General features: G+C 64.9%; 13 protein-coding genes and 1 riboswitch. Of the genes, 10 read left to right on the plus strand and 3 right to left on the minus strand.

The features are described 5' to 3' along the window. Nucleotides 1-32 precede the first annotated feature (32 nt). The 8 genes from ACFFUC_RS18475 to glmM all read left to right on the plus strand — a co-directional run bounded on the left by ACFFUC_RS18475 (nt 33) and on the right by glmM (nt 10483). Nucleotides 33-959, plus strand: a complete 927-nt coding sequence (locus ACFFUC_RS18475; protein ID WP_377688393.1) for a glycine--tRNA ligase subunit alpha — start codon at nt 33-35, stop codon at nt 957-959. Next, the gene (locus ACFFUC_RS18480; protein WP_377688394.1) at nt 959-1438 is read left to right on the plus strand and encodes a DUF6446 family protein; all 480 of its coding nucleotides are present in this window, start codon (nt 959-961) and stop codon (nt 1436-1438) included. The genes ACFFUC_RS18475 and ACFFUC_RS18480 overlap by 1 nt, the downstream gene beginning before the upstream one ends. Continuing rightward, entirely contained in the window at nt 1438-3495 is a 2058-nt protein-coding gene (glyS, locus tag ACFFUC_RS18485) for a glycine--tRNA ligase subunit beta (protein ID WP_377688395.1), read from the plus strand. The genes ACFFUC_RS18480 and glyS overlap by 1 nt, the downstream gene beginning before the upstream one ends. 123 nt (nt 3496-3618) lie before the next feature. Continuing rightward, nucleotides 3619-6183: a putative PEP-binding protein gene (locus ACFFUC_RS18490; RefSeq protein WP_377688396.1), complete on the plus strand. Its 2565-nt coding sequence runs from the start codon at nt 3619-3621 to the stop codon at nt 6181-6183. A 340-nt stretch (nt 6184-6523) separates the two neighbouring features. After that, on the plus strand, nt 6524-7192 hold the full coding sequence (locus ACFFUC_RS18495; protein WP_377688397.1) for a cell wall hydrolase: 669 nt from the start codon (nt 6524-6526) through the stop codon (nt 7190-7192). 80 nt (nt 7193-7272) lie between these two features. After that, nucleotides 7273-8058, plus strand: coding sequence for a dihydroneopterin aldolase (locus ACFFUC_RS18500; RefSeq protein ID WP_377688398.1), 786 nt, complete (start codon nt 7273-7275; stop codon nt 8056-8058). A 62-nt stretch (nt 8059-8120) separates the two neighbouring features. Beyond that, nucleotides 8121-9143 carry a dihydropteroate synthase gene (folP, locus tag ACFFUC_RS18505; RefSeq protein ID WP_377688399.1) on the plus strand — a complete coding sequence of 341 codons (1023 nt, stop codon included), beginning with the start codon at nt 8121-8123 and terminating at the stop codon, nt 9141-9143. Further along, nucleotides 9140-10483 (plus strand): phosphoglucosamine mutase, encoded by a 1344-nt coding sequence (glmM, locus tag ACFFUC_RS18510; protein WP_377688400.1) that lies wholly within the window; start codon nt 9140-9142, stop codon nt 10481-10483. Before folP ends, glmM begins: the two co-directional genes overlap by 4 nt. 80 nt (nt 10484-10563) lie before the next feature. Here the strand turns inward: glmM and ACFFUC_RS18515 are convergent, their stop codons facing one another. The 3 genes from ACFFUC_RS18515 to dksA form a co-directional block, all read right to left on the minus strand. Further along, entirely contained in the window at nt 10564-10998 is a 435-nt protein-coding gene (locus tag ACFFUC_RS18515) for a 6,7-dimethyl-8-ribityllumazine synthase (RefSeq protein ID WP_377688401.1), read from the minus strand. 73 nt (nt 10999-11071) lie between these two features. After that, nucleotides 11072-11215: riboswitch (FMN riboswitch) on the minus strand. 82 nt (nt 11216-11297) lie between these two features. Next, nucleotides 11298-12476, minus strand: a complete 1179-nt coding sequence (locus tag ACFFUC_RS18520) for an FAD-dependent oxidoreductase (protein WP_377688402.1) — start codon at nt 12474-12476, stop codon at nt 11298-11300. 281 nt (nt 12477-12757) lie between these two features. Further along, nucleotides 12758-13180, minus strand: coding sequence for an RNA polymerase-binding protein DksA (gene dksA, locus ACFFUC_RS18525; protein WP_377688403.1), 423 nt, complete (start codon nt 13178-13180; stop codon nt 12758-12760). A gap of 157 nt (nt 13181-13337) precedes the next feature. Here dksA and ACFFUC_RS18530 point away from each other — a divergent pair, with 157 nt between their 5' ends. Next, nucleotides 13338-14180: an AAA family ATPase gene (locus ACFFUC_RS18530; protein ID WP_377688404.1), complete on the plus strand. Its 843-nt coding sequence runs from the start codon at nt 13338-13340 to the stop codon at nt 14178-14180. A 9-nt stretch (nt 14181-14189) separates the two neighbouring features. Next, nucleotides 14190-14642 carry a GNAT family N-acetyltransferase gene (locus ACFFUC_RS18535; protein WP_377688405.1) on the plus strand — a complete coding sequence of 151 codons (453 nt, stop codon included), beginning with the start codon at nt 14190-14192 and terminating at the stop codon, nt 14640-14642. The last annotated feature ends 18 nt before the right edge of the window (nt 14643-14660 follow it).

The following is a 14660-nucleotide window of genomic DNA, read 5'->3' on the forward strand; positions in this document are numbered from 1 at the left end:
CATTCGTGCCAGTTATGCCAAAGGATGCGCCGATGACCAGCCCCGACCGGCCCAAGAGCTTCCAGGAGATTATCCTGCGACTCCAGAACTACTGGGCCTTGCAGGGCTGTGCTGTCCTGCAACCCTATGACATGGAGGTCGGAGCGGGAACGTTCCATCCGGCCACCACCCTGCGCTCGCTGGGGCAAAAGCCCTGGGCCGCCGCCTATGTGCAGCCCTCGCGCCGCCCGACGGATGGCCGCTACGGGGAAAACCCGAACCGCCTCCAGCATTATTATCAATATCAGGTCATCATCAAACCGAGCCCGCCGAATCTGCAGGAGCTTTATCTCGGCAGCCTCAAGGCAATCGGGCTTGATCCGATGATTCACGACGTCCGCTTTGTCGAGGACGACTGGGAAAGCCCGACGCTGGGTGCCTGGGGTCTGGGCTGGGAAGTCTGGTGCGACGGCATGGAAGTCAGCCAGTTCACCTATTTCCAGCAGGTCGGTGGTCACGACTGCCGCCCCGTCTCGGGCGAGCTGACCTATGGTCTCGAGCGCCTCGCGATGTATGTGCTGGGGATCGAGCATGTCATGGACATGCCCTTCAACGATCCGGCCTCGGCCATTCCGCTGACCTATGGCGATGTCTTCATGCAGGCGGAGCGCGAATATTCGCGCTTCAACTTCGATCAGGCCGATACCGAGCTGCTCTTCCGCCACTTCGAGGATGCCGAAAAGGAATGCAACGCCATTCTGGATGCCGACGAGACCGACAGCGCGGGCCGCAAGATCCCGATGGCCTTGCCCGCCTATGACCAGTGCATCAAGGCAAGCCACCTCTTCAACCTGTTGGATGCGCGCGGCGTGATCTCGGTGACCGAGCGTCAGGCCTATATCGGCCGCGTCCGCGCGCTTGCCAAACGCTGCGCCGATCTTTTCGCGACGACGCCCGCCGCAACCGGCGAGGCCCTGTGATGAACGGCAAAATCCTCGCGATCTTCTTTATTCTGGCGCTGATCATCGCCGGTCCGGGCCTCTATTACCTGCAGGTCTATCACTACTACCGCGAAGTCCCCGCAGCCGACGCGCCCCAAAGCCTGAGCGCGCCGGGCGTGGACAGGCAGGCGGTCAGCCTGCCGGTGCGCGACTACAAAGGCATCTATTCCGTCTCGACCCCGATCGGGCACCGTGCCTGTTTCACCACCGATGCGGCGACCGCCCAAACCGTCGCCCCCTATCCGGCGGCGACGCCGCTTGGTGCGCCCGGTTGGTTCGATTGCTTCGATTACGGCGCGATCACCGAGGATCTCGAGGCAGGCCGCGCCACCGCCCATCTCGTCCAGAAAAACATCGCGCCCAAGATCGACGCCGTGATCGCCGTCTATCCCGACGGCCGCGCCTATGAATGGCGTCAGGCCAATGAAGAAGCCGAAGAGAAAAGGACCATCGAGTGATGTCTGATCTGCTGATTGAACTCTTTTCGGAAGAAATCCCCGCCCGTCTTCAGGGCCGCGCCCGCGAGGATCTGAAGAAGCTCGTGACCGATGGTCTGGTCGAGGCCGGCCTGACCTATGCTTCGGCCGGCAGCTTTTCGACGCCCCGCCGCCTGACCCTGACGGTCGAGGGCCTGTCCGCCCAAAGCCCGACCACGCGCGAGGAACGCAAGGGCCCGCGCACCGATGCCCCCGATGCGGCGCTTGACGGCTTCCTGCGCTCGACCGGTCTGAGCAAGGACCAGCTCGAGGCGCGCGACGACAAAAAAGGCCAGGTCTGGTTCGCCACGATCACCAAGGCGGGCCGTCCGGCGGCGGAAATCGTCGCCGAGGTCCTCGAAGCCACGATCCGCAACTTCCCTTGGGCGAAATCCATGCGCTGGGGCTCGGGCAATCTGCGCTGGGTCCGCCCGCTCCATTCGATCATCTGTATCCTGACCGACGAGGCCGGCGCGCAAATCGTGCCGCTGGAGGTCGAGGGCATCGCCTCGGGCGACACCACCCGCGGCCACCGCTTCATGGCCCCCGATGCATTCTCGGTCACCGGTTTCGACGATTACGCCGCCAAACTGCGCCGCGCCAAAGTCATGCTCGATAGCGCCGAACGCGAAGCCGCCATCCGACAGGAGGCCGCCAATCTCGCCTTCGCCCGCGGTTGGGAGATCGTGCCCGACGACGGCCTGCTGTCCGAAGTCGCGGGTCTGGTCGAATGGCCCGTTCCGCTGATGGGTGCCATCGAAGAGCGTTTCCTCGCCCTGCCGCCCGAGGTTCTCCAGACCTCGATGAAAGAGCACCAGAAGTTCTTTTCTGCCAAGAACCCCAAGACCGGCCGGATCGAGGGCTTCGTCACCGTCGCCAATATCGAGACCGCCGATCACGGCGAAACCATCCTGCACGGCAACCAGAAAGTGCTGGCCGCCCGCCTGTCGGATGCGGCCTTCTTCTGGGACCTCGACCTGCGCGAGGCGAAATCGGGCATGAAGGACTGGGAAAAGGGGCTTGAAAGCGTCACTTTCCAAAGCAAGCTCGGCAGCCAGTCCGACCGCATCGCCCGCATCGCGGCGCTTGCGCGCGAGATCGCGCCTCTGGTCGGTGCCGATCCCGCCAAGGCCGAGGAAGCCGCGAAAATCGCCAAACTCGACCTGCGCTCCGCCATGGTCGGCGAATTCCCCGAGCTGCAAGGCACGATGGGCCGCTATTACGCTCTGGAGGCAGGACATTCCGCCGATGTCGCCGATGCTGCCCGCGACCACTATTCGCCGCTCGGGCCGTCCGATGATGTGCCCTCCGCACCGGTCTCGGTCGCGGTGGCCTTGGCCGACAAGCTCGACACGCTGACCGGCTTCTGGGCCATCGACGAAAAGCCCACCGGCTCGAAAGACCCCTTTGCCCTGCGCCGTGCTGCGCTGGGCGTAATCCGGTTGGTGCTGGGGAACGGGGTGCGGGCAGAGCTTCTGCCGGTGACGGGCAAAGCCTATGCCGGAGCGGATACCGCCGACCTCCTCACCTTCTTCCACGACCGCCTGAAAGTCTTCCTCAAGGACCAAGGCATCCGCCACGACATCATCGACGCCGCCATCGCGATGGAGGGCAACGACGATCTCGTCCTGCTGGTGAACCGCGCGACCGCGCTGTCGGACTTCATGAAGACCGAGGACGGCCCGAACCTGCTGCAGGGGATCAAACGCGCCAGCAATATCCTCGCTCAGGCCGAAGCGAAGGACGGGGTCGAATACAGCTTCGGTGCCGATCCGAAATTCGCCGAAACCGATCAGGAGCGCGCACTGTTCGCAGCCCTCTCCACCGCCGAACCCGCGATCAAAGCCGCCGTCAAAGCCGAGGATTTCCCCGCCGCAATGGCGGCCATTGCAGGGCTGCGCGCGCCGATCGATGCCTTCTTCGAGGCGGTCCAGATCAACACGGAAAACCAGACCGTGCGCCGCAACCGGCTGAACCTGCTGTCGCAGATCCGCGCGGCCGGTGCCCTCATCGCGGATTTCGGCAAAATCGAAGGGTAACCCCTCTTTCATGCGGAAATATCCGCAGGGGTGAGACGCGGGCCGGAGGGCCCGCGACGAGGGGGCGGCAGCCCCCTTCTTCATGCTTGCCGCATCGCGGCATCCATGTCACGGTATCGTCAAATGAACGCGCTCAACGACTCCTCCGCCTTTGTCGAAATCACCCCGTCCGCACGGGTTGACGCCGCTGTCCACGGTTGGCGGGCGAAATGCCTGCAACGGCTGATCCGCATGGATCTGCCGGTCCCCCACAGCTTTGCCATTTCCTGCGATGCGGTGCGCGCGATTGCCGAAGGGGCGATGCCCGACCGCGCGCGGCTCGACGCGATCATCAGCCAGGGGAGCGGACTTGTCAGCGTGCGCCCCTCGGCCGGAGATCCGGCATGGGGCGGGCCGGGGACGGTGCTCAATGTGGGCATGAACGACCGCGTTCACGACCGCCTCGCGCAGGAACTTGGCCGCAACGCGGCGGATGCGCTTTATCGCGGCTTCGTGCAATCCTATGCGATCCATGTCGCGCGGCTCGATCCCGACATGTTCTCGGACGGCGATGCCGATCTGAAATCGGTGCTCGCGGCCTATCAGGCCGAAACCGACGATGTCTTTCCGCAAGATCCCGCGCGCCAGCTGGGCGAGGTTCTGCGCTCGATGGCGCGGACATGGGACGGTCCGACCGCGCGGCTTTTGCGTCAGGCCAAAGGCGCGCCGCCGATTGCGCCCTTGGGGTTGGTCGTTCAGGACATGGCCCATGCTTTGGGGCCGGGGGTGACGGGCTCGGGTACGATCCAGTTCGTCGATTCCGCCACCGGCAACCCCGGTATCGCGGGGCGATTCCAAGGCCAGACGCAGGGCAACGCCAAGGGCGAGGGGGCCGAGACGCTTTACCTTACCCGCGATCCGCGCGGCCTCTCGCTCGAAGATGCCGCCCCCGAGGTCTTTGCCGATCTCGTGCGTTTCGGCGTCGCCGCGCGCGAGCGTCTGCGCGAGGAAATGCAGATCGAATTCGTCCTCTCGGACCGCAAGATCGCGATCATCGACGCCATCCGCGTCAGCCGCAATTCGCGCGCCGCGCTGCGCATCGCGGTGGCTCTGGCGCGTGACGGCATCATCTCGCAGCGCGAGGCGGTGATGCGGATCGAGCCGCGCGCGCTCAGCGACATGCTCCACCAGCAGGTCGATCCGAAAAGTCCGCGCGACATCCTGACCCGCGGCATCAACGCAAGCCCGGGTGCAGCGACCGGCCAGATCGTCTTCAGCTCTGCCGCTGCGCAGGACGCCGAGGCGCGGGGCGAGCCCTGCGTGCTTGTGCGCCGCGAAACGGTGCCCGAGGATATCCGCGGCATGCACGCCTCGGTCGCCGTCGTGACCGAACGTGGCGGCATGACCAGCCATGCGGCGGTGATCGCGCGCGGATTGGGCCTGCCCTGCATCGTGGGCGCGAGCGGGATCTCGATCGATCCGCGGAACCGGACTTTGCGCGCAGGCGAGCGCATTTTCCGCGAGGGCGATGTGCTGACCATCGACGGAACGTCGGGCGAGGTTCTGGCCGGTGCGGCGCGGCTCCTGGAACCGGCGCTTGACGATTACTTCAGCCAGCTGCTCGACTGGGCGGACGGGATCCGCCGCATCGGGGTGCGGGTCAATGCCGATACGCCCTCGGACGCGCGCACCGGATTGCGATTCATGGCCGAAGGCATCGGCCTGTGCCGCACCGAGCATATGTTCTTCGACGAGGCCCGCCTTCCGGCCATGCGCGAGATGATCTTTGCCGATACGGCCGAAGACCGCATGCTCGCGCTCGAACGCATCCTGCCGGTCCAGCGCAACGATTTTCTCGCCTTGTTCGAGATCATGGCGGGCCGACCCGTCACGATCCGCCTCTTCGATCCGCCGCTGCACGAATTTTTGCCCCATGACCGCGACGGTATGCGCGAGCTGGCGGAATCGCTCGATCTGCCGCTTTCGGATGTCGTGCGCCGCGTCGAGGCGCTGACGGAATTCAACCCGATGCTGGGGATGCGGGGTGTCCGTCTCGGGATCACCATCCCCGAGATCTACGAGATGCAGGCCCGCGCGATTTTCGAGGCGACGGTTGCCGCCGCGCGCAAGGGCATCAGCTTCACCCCCGAGATCATGATTCCGCTGGTCAGCGTCGGCCGCGAGGTCGAGCTGGTGCGCGCCCGCGTCGATTCCATTGCCGCCGCCGTGCGCAACGAGACCAATACCCAATTCGACTACCGTCTCGGCGTGATGGTCGAAACTCCGCGCGCCGCCTTGCGGGCAGGCGATTTCGCGGGGCAGGTCTCTTTCATGTCCTACGGCACGAACGATCTGACGCAGATGACCTACGGGTTGTCGCGCGATGATGCGGGCCGCTTCATGGGCAAATATGTCGGGCAGGGCGTCTACCGCGAGGACCCCTTCCACATCCTCGATCAGGACGGGGTGGGCGAGCTGCTCTCGATCGGGCTCGAACGCGCGCGCGCGGTGAAGCCCGACATCACGGTCTCGGTTTGCGGCGAGCATGGCGGCAATCCCGAATCGATCGCTTTCTGCCTGCGCATCGGCGTCGATTACGTCTCCTGTTCGCCGTTTCGCGTGCCGGTTGCGCGATTGGCTGCCGCGCACGAGACGATTCTTGCAGAGGTTGAAGAGGCGATTCCTGCCGAATCCCGCCCCCGCTCCTGAGCCGGGATTCCTCCAATCTGGCCGGAACCTGCCTAAAGCCTAAAATGTGCTCGGCGGAATGTTGCCTGTTTTGGTGTGTTTAGCCTGAATCCACCGCCTCACGCGACCGTGGGGTAGCCACATTGGCCTGATTCTCGCTTTCTCCGGCTGTTCCGGAGCGTCCGCATGGTGGTCCGGAATCGGTTGATAACCATAAAACAGGACCAACATGCATAATTGTATGACATGGCTGGCGCGCGTTTCTGTGTGTGTTGCCGTTTCAGCTCCTGGCCTCGTTGCCGCGCCCGCTTTCGCGAACGGCAAATTCACCGAGCGCCTTTTCACGGCCCAAGATGGTGCCGTGTACAAAGTTCGCCAACCTGCCGATTCGCAGGTCAGCGATGAAGAGATTCTACGCGCAGTCGCGCAAACCGATGCTGAGACCAAAGCCGCCGCGGCTGCCGAGCTCGCCGAAAAGGCAGCCGAAGCCGTGACCGCCAAAGCCGAAGAACAGGCGCAGCCTGCCGCCCGCACCGTTGCCAGCCGTTCGACGGCTGCGCGCAACAGCGAGCGCAAAGCCGCGACCATCTCCAGCAAATCCGGCGCCCGCGCCGGCGTCGTTGCCGATCCGGTCGATACCCGCGATCTGACCTGCCTGACCGAAGCGCTCTACTTCGAGGCGCGCGGCGAAGGCACTGCCGGCCAGAAGGCCGTCGCCGAGGTGATCTTGAACCGCGTCGACCATCCGCGTTTCCCGAAATCGGTTTGCGGTGTCGTCAACCAGAGCGGCCAGTTCAGCTATCACGGCCGCGTCGCCAAGCGCTTCAGCGAAAAAGGTGCCTATCTGCGCGCCAAAAACGTGGCGATGGCGGCCCTGTCCGGGGCTCCGCGCGATTTGACCGGAGGGGCGACCTATTTCCACACCCCCGCCGTTCGTCCGAGCTGGTCGCGCAAGTTCACCCGCACCGCGCGCATCGGCAGCCATATCTTTTATCGCTCCGGCGGCGCTCAGCGTCTTGCGTCGAACTGATTTCCAAGCAAGGTAGCGGCAATTGCCCGGTCCACGCGGCCGGGCATTTTCTTTTGCATCGACTCTGCGACGGGGAAGTCATGGAACAGCCAGACCGTATTCATCTGCGCGATTACATCGTCGATGCGGATATCGGCGCCTTCCAGACAGAGCGCGGCCATGACCAGCGCCTGCGCTTCAACCTCACTGTCGAGCTGGCCACTCCGGTCAGCGGCGTCAATGACGAGGTCGACCGCATCCTGAGCTACGACATCCTGCTCGGCGCGATTGCGGCGGGGCTCGCGGACCAGCGCTACAACCTGCTCGAGACTTTGGCCGAAAAGATCGCGGCGCAGGTGCTGTTGCATCCGCGCGCGGCCCAGATCGAGGTCACGATCGAGAAGCTCGACCGTGTGCCCGGGGCTTTGGGGGTGACGCTGCTGCGCCGCGCCGCCCGTGTCGAGGCCGAGGCCAAGACCGTCTCGCCGCGCATCCTGTTTTATGGCACCGAGGTCGCGCTGCCGCAGGGGCCTCTGGTCATCGTGCCCGATACCCCGGGTCTGCCGCTCCCCGAGGGCGGCAATACCCGCCGCATCGCGCTTTTGGCGCTGGATCAGGAGGCCTGGGCCTTGGCCGGACGGTTGGGTCTTCATGTTGCCGATAGCCAGACCGAGCTGGATTGGGCCGCCGAACAGGGCCATCAGGTCGTCTGGGCCCCGTCGCGCATGGTCGCCGACGAGGTCGGGCTGCATGCTTTGCCCGAGGCTTTGACCCATTGGCTCGCCGCGCGGCTCAAGGCGGTGGCGCTGGATTGGGCGCTCCCCGAGGGCGCGCATCTGCCGGTCGCTCCGGCAGGATTTCGCGTGCCGGTGAACCGGATCGGCTGATTGACCTTGCATTGCCGTCCCCCGCGCAGGAGAGATATTCATCTTTCCCTCGCCGCGAAGCCATGACCCAAGACATCTATTACCGCCCCATCCCCTCGGAAACCGGAACATGGCGGTTGGCGGGCGGTTGGGCGCGTTTTTCACAATGCGAGGTGCTGCGTCGCGGCGCGGCCTCCGACAGGTCTGCTCCCGATGTGTCTGCCCCCGAGATCACCGACCGCATTCCCGATGACTGGCTCGCGCGCCTGACGGCGCCGCGCGGTCCCATCCTCGATATGGCGATGGACCGGCCGCGGGTGATGGCGATCCTCAATGCGACGCCCGACAGTTTCTCGGACGGTGGTTTGGCCGGCGATGCGGCAGGCGCGGTGGCGCGCGGGCGGGCGTTGATGGCTGCCGGTGCCGATATGCTCGATATCGGCGGTGAATCGACGCGGCCCGGTTCCGCCGAAGTCGCGATCCCCGAAGAGATTGCCCGTATCCGTCCCGTGATCCAAGGCCTCTCCGGTCTGGCCCCGATATCGGTCGATACCCGCAAGGCGCTTGTAGCCGAGGCCGCGCTGTCGGCGGGCGCGCGGCTGGTCAACGATGTCTCCGGCTTCGATTTCGATCCCGATATGGCGGCATTGGTCGCGCGGAGCGGGGCCGAGGTCTGCATCATGCATGCCCAAGGCATCCCCGAGACGATGCAGGATGATCCGCAATACGGCGATGTCGTCCTCGACGTCTATGACGCGCTGGCCGAGCGGGTCTCCCGCGCGATCACGGCAGGTGTCGATCCATCGCGAATTGTGATCGATCCGGGCATTGGGTTTGGCAAGACCGAGGCCCATAATCTCGCGATCATGCGGCGGATCTCGGTCTATCACGGTTTGGGTTTTCCGGTACTTCTGGGTATTTCGCGCAAGCGTTTCATCGGCAGGATCGGCGAGGCTCCCGAACCACGGGACCGGATGGCGGGAACATTGGCGCTGACTTTGGCGGCGGTGGCGCAAGGCATTCAGATACACCGCGTCCATGACGCGGCAGAAATAAAGCAAGGGCTGCGCCTATGGAGCGCGCTCGAGATGAGGAGCGGGGAATGAGCAGAAAGATATTCGGCACCGACGGCGTGCGCGGCAAGGCCAACAGCTATCCGATGACCGCCGAAATGGCGCTTCGGCTGGGTGCTGCGGCGGGGCGCTTTTTCCGGCGCAGCGGCAAGGACCAGCATCGCGTCGTGATCGGCAAGGATACGCGGCTGTCGGGCTACATGCTGGAAAACGCGCTGACGGCGGGGCTGACCTCGACGGGGATGAACGTGCTGCTGCTCGGTCCTGTTCCGACGCCCGCGGTGGGATTTCTGACGCGCTCGATGCGCGCCGATCTCGGGATCATGATCTCGGCGAGCCACAATCCCGCCGCCGATAACGGCATCAAGTTCTTTGGCCCGGACGGGTTCAAACTCTCCGACGAGGCCGAGGCCGAGATCGAGGCGATCCTCGAGGGCGAGATCCAGCTGGCCCAGCCCGCCAATATCGGCCGCGCCAAGCGCATCGACGACGGGCGCGGGCGCTATGTCGAATATGCCAAAACCACCTTTCCCGCGGGGCTGCGCCTCGACGGGATGAAGGTCGTGATCGATTGCGCCAATGGAGCGGCCTATCGCGCCGCGCCAGAGGTCCTGTGGGAGCTCGGCGCCGATGTCGTTCCGATCGGGATCGAGCCGAACGGTTTCAACATCAACGAGGGCGTCGGCTCGACCCACCCGAGGGCCTGCGCCGAGGCGGTTCTGGCCCATGGCGCGGATCTGGGCATCACGCTGGACGGTGACGCCGACCGCGTCATGCTGATCGACCAGACCGGCAAAGTGGCCGACGGCGACCAGATCATGGCGCTGATGGCGGCACGTTGGGCCGAACAGGGCCGCCTGCGCGGCGGTGCTTTGGTCGCGACCGTGATGTCGAACCTCGGGCTCGAACGCTTCCTTCAGGGACGCGGCCTCGATCTCGAGCGCACCGCCGTCGGCGACCGTTATGTCGTCGAGCGGATGCGCCAGAAGGGCTTCAACCTCGGCGGCGAGCAATCGGGCCATATCGTGATGACCGATTACGCGACGACCGGCGACGGGCTGATTGCGGGCCTGCAGTTTCTGGCCGCGATGCGCGAGACCGGACAGCTGGCCTCGGAGCTCGTGCATCAATTCGATCCGGTGCCGCAGATGCTCAAGAACGTGCGCTATGCGCAGGGCGCCGATCCCCTATCGGCAGAAAGCGTCCAGCACGAGATCGCGGCCGCCGAAAAGCGTCTGGCCGGATCCGGTCGCGTGCTGATCCGCAAATCGGGCACCGAACCCCTGATCCGTGTCATGGCCGAGGCCGAGGACGAGGTCGTTTTGCGCGATGTCGTCGAAGGCATCGTCGCGGCGGTCGAAAAGGCCGCCTGAGCGCGGAAGACATCAAAAAAAGGGCGGCTCTTTGGCCGCCCTTTTCCAATGGCGCAACGCATTGGCGTCCGGCTCGGGCCTCAGCCGAAGGCTTTGGCGCGGGTCGCGGTGATTTTCAGCGCGGCCTCGGCGGCCTCGCGGCCCTTCTGGATGAAATGCTCGCGGAAAATCGCGCCGTGATGGTCGGTTTCGTGGAAATGATGCGGCGTGAGCGAGACCGAAAGCACCGGAACGCCGGTCTCGAGCCCTGCCTGCATCAGACCGCTGACCACGGCCTGGGCGACGAAATCATGGCGGTAGATCCCGCCGTCCACCACCAAAGCGGCGGCGGCAACGGCGGCATATTTGCCGGTCTTCGCCAGATCGCGCGCCAGAAGCGGCATTTCGAAAGCGCCGGGCACGTCGAAGACATCGACCTGATCGGCAGGAATGAGTTGCAAAAAGCCGGCGAGCGCCTGATCGACGATATCGGCATGCCAGTTGGCCTTGATAAAGGCGTAACGGGTGTGTGTCATAATGGTCTCCTTCTGGTCGCGACACGTCACCCAAGGCGATCGCTTCCGGCCACCTCTGACGGGCAGAGGCGGAGGAGGATCTCTTTCATCCGGACTGTGACCGTCGGCTCAGGAGTCGCACCTGATCTGCTGACCCTTTCTGGCGAAAGGCGCTCGCGGGCTTGCGGGAGGCCCGCTTACCGCCGGTGGGGAGTTCCACCCCGCCCCGAGAACGCGCGATAGGTCGCAGGATTCGCGCAGGGTTGCAAGCCCGCCTTTGGCAGTGACAGGGCCGCGCCGAGACAGGGGCGAGGTCGGGCTCAGACCGCCGCGACCGGATCGTAATCGTAAAGCCAGGCGAAGCGCTCGATCATGGCGGTCGGCGCAAAACGCGAAATCGCGCGCAGACCGGCATGGGCCACCGCGCGGGCGGGGCCGCGCAGATGGTAGTTGCGGGCATTGGCATTGGCGGCCTCGACGATGCGGGTGCAACGCGGCGCGCGCAAAGCCTGATAGCGGGCCAGCGCGCGGGGCTGTTGGGCTTCGGCGTCGAGGCAGGCGGCCAAAATCCATGCATCCTCGATCGCCATGACCGCGCCTTGCGCAATGAAGGGCAGCGTCGGATGGGCGGCATCACCCACAAGCGCGCTGCGCCCGTCCTGCCAGCGGGCAGCGACCGGATGGCGGAAAAGCCCCCAGACCCCGACCTGATCGACAGCGCCGAGCCAATCCGCGACCGGACCGCCGAAGCGTGCGAAGGTCGCGCGCAGCTCTTGCGGGTCGCCGGCATGGCTCCAGCCTTCATCGCGCCATGTCTTGCTCTCGACGACCGCGACGATATTGCGCTGGCCGCGTCCCAAGGGGTAGCTGACGATATGGCGGCCCGGCCCCATGAAGATCTGCGCCTCGGGCGGGGCGTCGTCGGGGCAGGGCACCAAGGCGCGCCATGCGGTCTGGCCGGTGAAAAAGGGCGTCTCGACCCCGTTCAATCCGGCGCGGATCGCGCTTTTCACGCCATCGGCACCGATCGTCAGTGCCGCACCATCATCGGGCACGGCTGCGATGTCGGAGCCGAGACGGATCTCGACACCGGCGGCACGCGCACCGGCTTCGAGTACCGAAAGCAGTCGCGCGCGATGGATGAAGCGGAACGCGTCTTGCGGGCGATAGTGCGCGAGATCGAGCTTGGCGATCTTGCGCGCGGCTGAATCGCGCAAGATCACCGCCTGCGACGGCTGCGCCTCCGCCTCGAATGCGTCCCACAGCCCGAGCGCTTTCAGTACGCGACCGGCATTGGGTGATATCTGGAGCCCCGCGCCGACCTCGAGCAGGGCGGGCGCGCGCTCGTAGACCGTGACTTTCGCGCCGCGTTGCGCAAGGGCGATTGCCGTCGTCAACCCCGCAATCCCCGCGCCGATCACCGAAACGGGGCGGTTCGCGAGCGCGCCGGCGCTGCTGCGGTGCGGTATGGCGGCAGAAGGAAAAGGCGGCTTGGTCAAGGCATCGGCCTATACTGTTGGGGCAATCACGCGCAAGAAAATGGCGCGTTCATCGGCGGAAAACAACCTTGACGGGTGGATTTGTCGCGCCGGAACAGAAGGGCGGAAAACGCCCGCTTGGCCGCGATCCGCTGCGGCCTTCGCCCGCAACCGAACGGCGGGAACGGGGATGACCGGTCGGGCAATCCCGTTCCGCAGGAAGCGGGCCAAAGGAACCTGCGCCGCCGGATGGCGGCAGCGCAGGCCCGGATGACGGTCGGTTGCCGTCGGAGGGCTTGAACTCAGTCGTCGCGGTGGACGCGCTCGCGGCGCTCGTGACGCTCTTGCGCTTCCAGCGTCATGGTCGCGATCGGGCGGGCATCCAGACGCTTGAGGCTGATCTGGTCGCCGGTCATCTCGCAATAGCCGTAGTCGCCGGTCTCGATCCGGCGGATGGCCGCGTCGATCTTGCTGACCAGCTTGCGCTGGCGGTCGCGGGTGCGCAGTTCCAGCGAACGGTCGGTTTCCTCGCTGGCGCGGTCGGCCAGATCGGGAACGTTGCGGGCGCTGTCTTGAAGTCCCTCTAGGGTCTCGGCTGATTGATAGAGCAGCTCTTGCTTCCATGCGAGCAGCTTGCGGCGGAAATACTCAAGCTGGCGTTCGTTCATGAAAGGTTCGTCCTCGGCGGGACGGTAGTCGTCGGGCAGGAAGGTCTGGGCTTTCATCGGTCCTCCGGTGAACGGGCAGGCTGAATGCCCGATCATGCGGCCCCCATACTGTATGAAGTGGCTCTTGTCACTACTTGTCCCATTGCTCGGGCCATATCTTGCGAAGAGGTGGTGCGGAGATTACGGTCCCGCAAGACCTGCGAAAGGAAACGTGATGCAATTCGCCTCGACCGAAACCTATGTCGCGCCGCCCGATCTGGCGATGGCGGTCAATGCGGCGATCACGCTGGAGCGTCCGCTGCTGGTCAAGGGCGAGCCCGGTACCGGCAAGACGGAACTCGCGCGGCAGGTCGCGGCGAGCCTCGGCCTGCCGATGGTCGAGTGGAACGTCAAATCCACCACCCGCGCGCAGCAAGGGCTTTACGAATATGATGCGGTCAGCCGCTTGCGCGACAGCCAGCTTGGCGAGGCGCGGGTCCACGACATCGGCAACTATATCCGCAAGGGCAAGCTCTGGCAGGCTTTCGAGGCCGACCAGAAGGTCGTCTTGCTGATCGACGAAGTCGACAAGGCCGATATCGAATTCCCGAACGACCTCCTGCAGGAACTCGACCGGATGGAGTTCCATGTCTACGAGACCGGCGAGACCATCCGCGCCCGCCACCGTCCCGTGGTCATCATCACTTCGAACAACGAAAAAGAGCTGCCGGATGCGTTTCTGCGCCGTTGCTTCTTCCACTATATCCGTTTCCCCGATGCCGAGACGCTGAAAAAGATCGTCGAGGTCCATTATCCGGACCTCAAGCCGCGGCTTCTCGACGAGGCGCTGAACCAGTTTTTCGAGCTGCGCGGCGTGCAGGGGCTCAAGAAAAAGCCTTCGACCAGCGAGTTTCTCGATTGGCTGAAGCTGATCTTGGCCGACGACCTTTCGCCCGAAGATCTCAAACGTCCGGCGGGTGAAATGCTGCCCAAACTGCACGGCGCTTTGCTCAAGAACGAGCAGGATGTCTCGCTTTTCGAGCGGCTCGCCTTCATGGCGCGCGCCAAGCGCAATTGAGGGGGCGGCATGGGAGTGACGATCCGCGCGCTGGAGCCTGCCGATCAGGCGGCGTGGCAGGAGCTCTACGAGGGTTATCAGGCCTTTTACGGCCATGATGCGCGCCCGCAGGCCTTTTACGACGCGGCTTTCGCACGGCTGGTCTCGGGTGATGCACGTGATTTTCACGCTCTGGTCGCGCAAAGCGCCGAGGGCGCTCTGGTCGGACTGGTCCATTACGTCTTCCATCCGAGCTTGTGGCGCGAGGATGGGGTTTGCTATTTGCAGGATCTTTTCGCCGCGCCCGAGCAGCGCGGAACAGGCATCGGCCGCGCCCTGATCGAGGCGGTCTATGCCGAGGCCGACCGCGCCGGATCGCCAGCGGTCTACTGGCTGACCGCCGAGGACAATCACGCCGGTCGCCGCCTTTATGATCGCGTGGGGGTCAAGACGCCCTTTATCCGCTATAATCGTCCGGCTTGAGATCGGGCCTGATCTCCG

Source organism: Paracoccus cavernae, assembly GCF_042430175.1.
Taxonomy (GTDB): domain Bacteria; phylum Pseudomonadota; class Alphaproteobacteria; order Rhodobacterales; family Rhodobacteraceae; genus Paracoccus; species Paracoccus cavernae.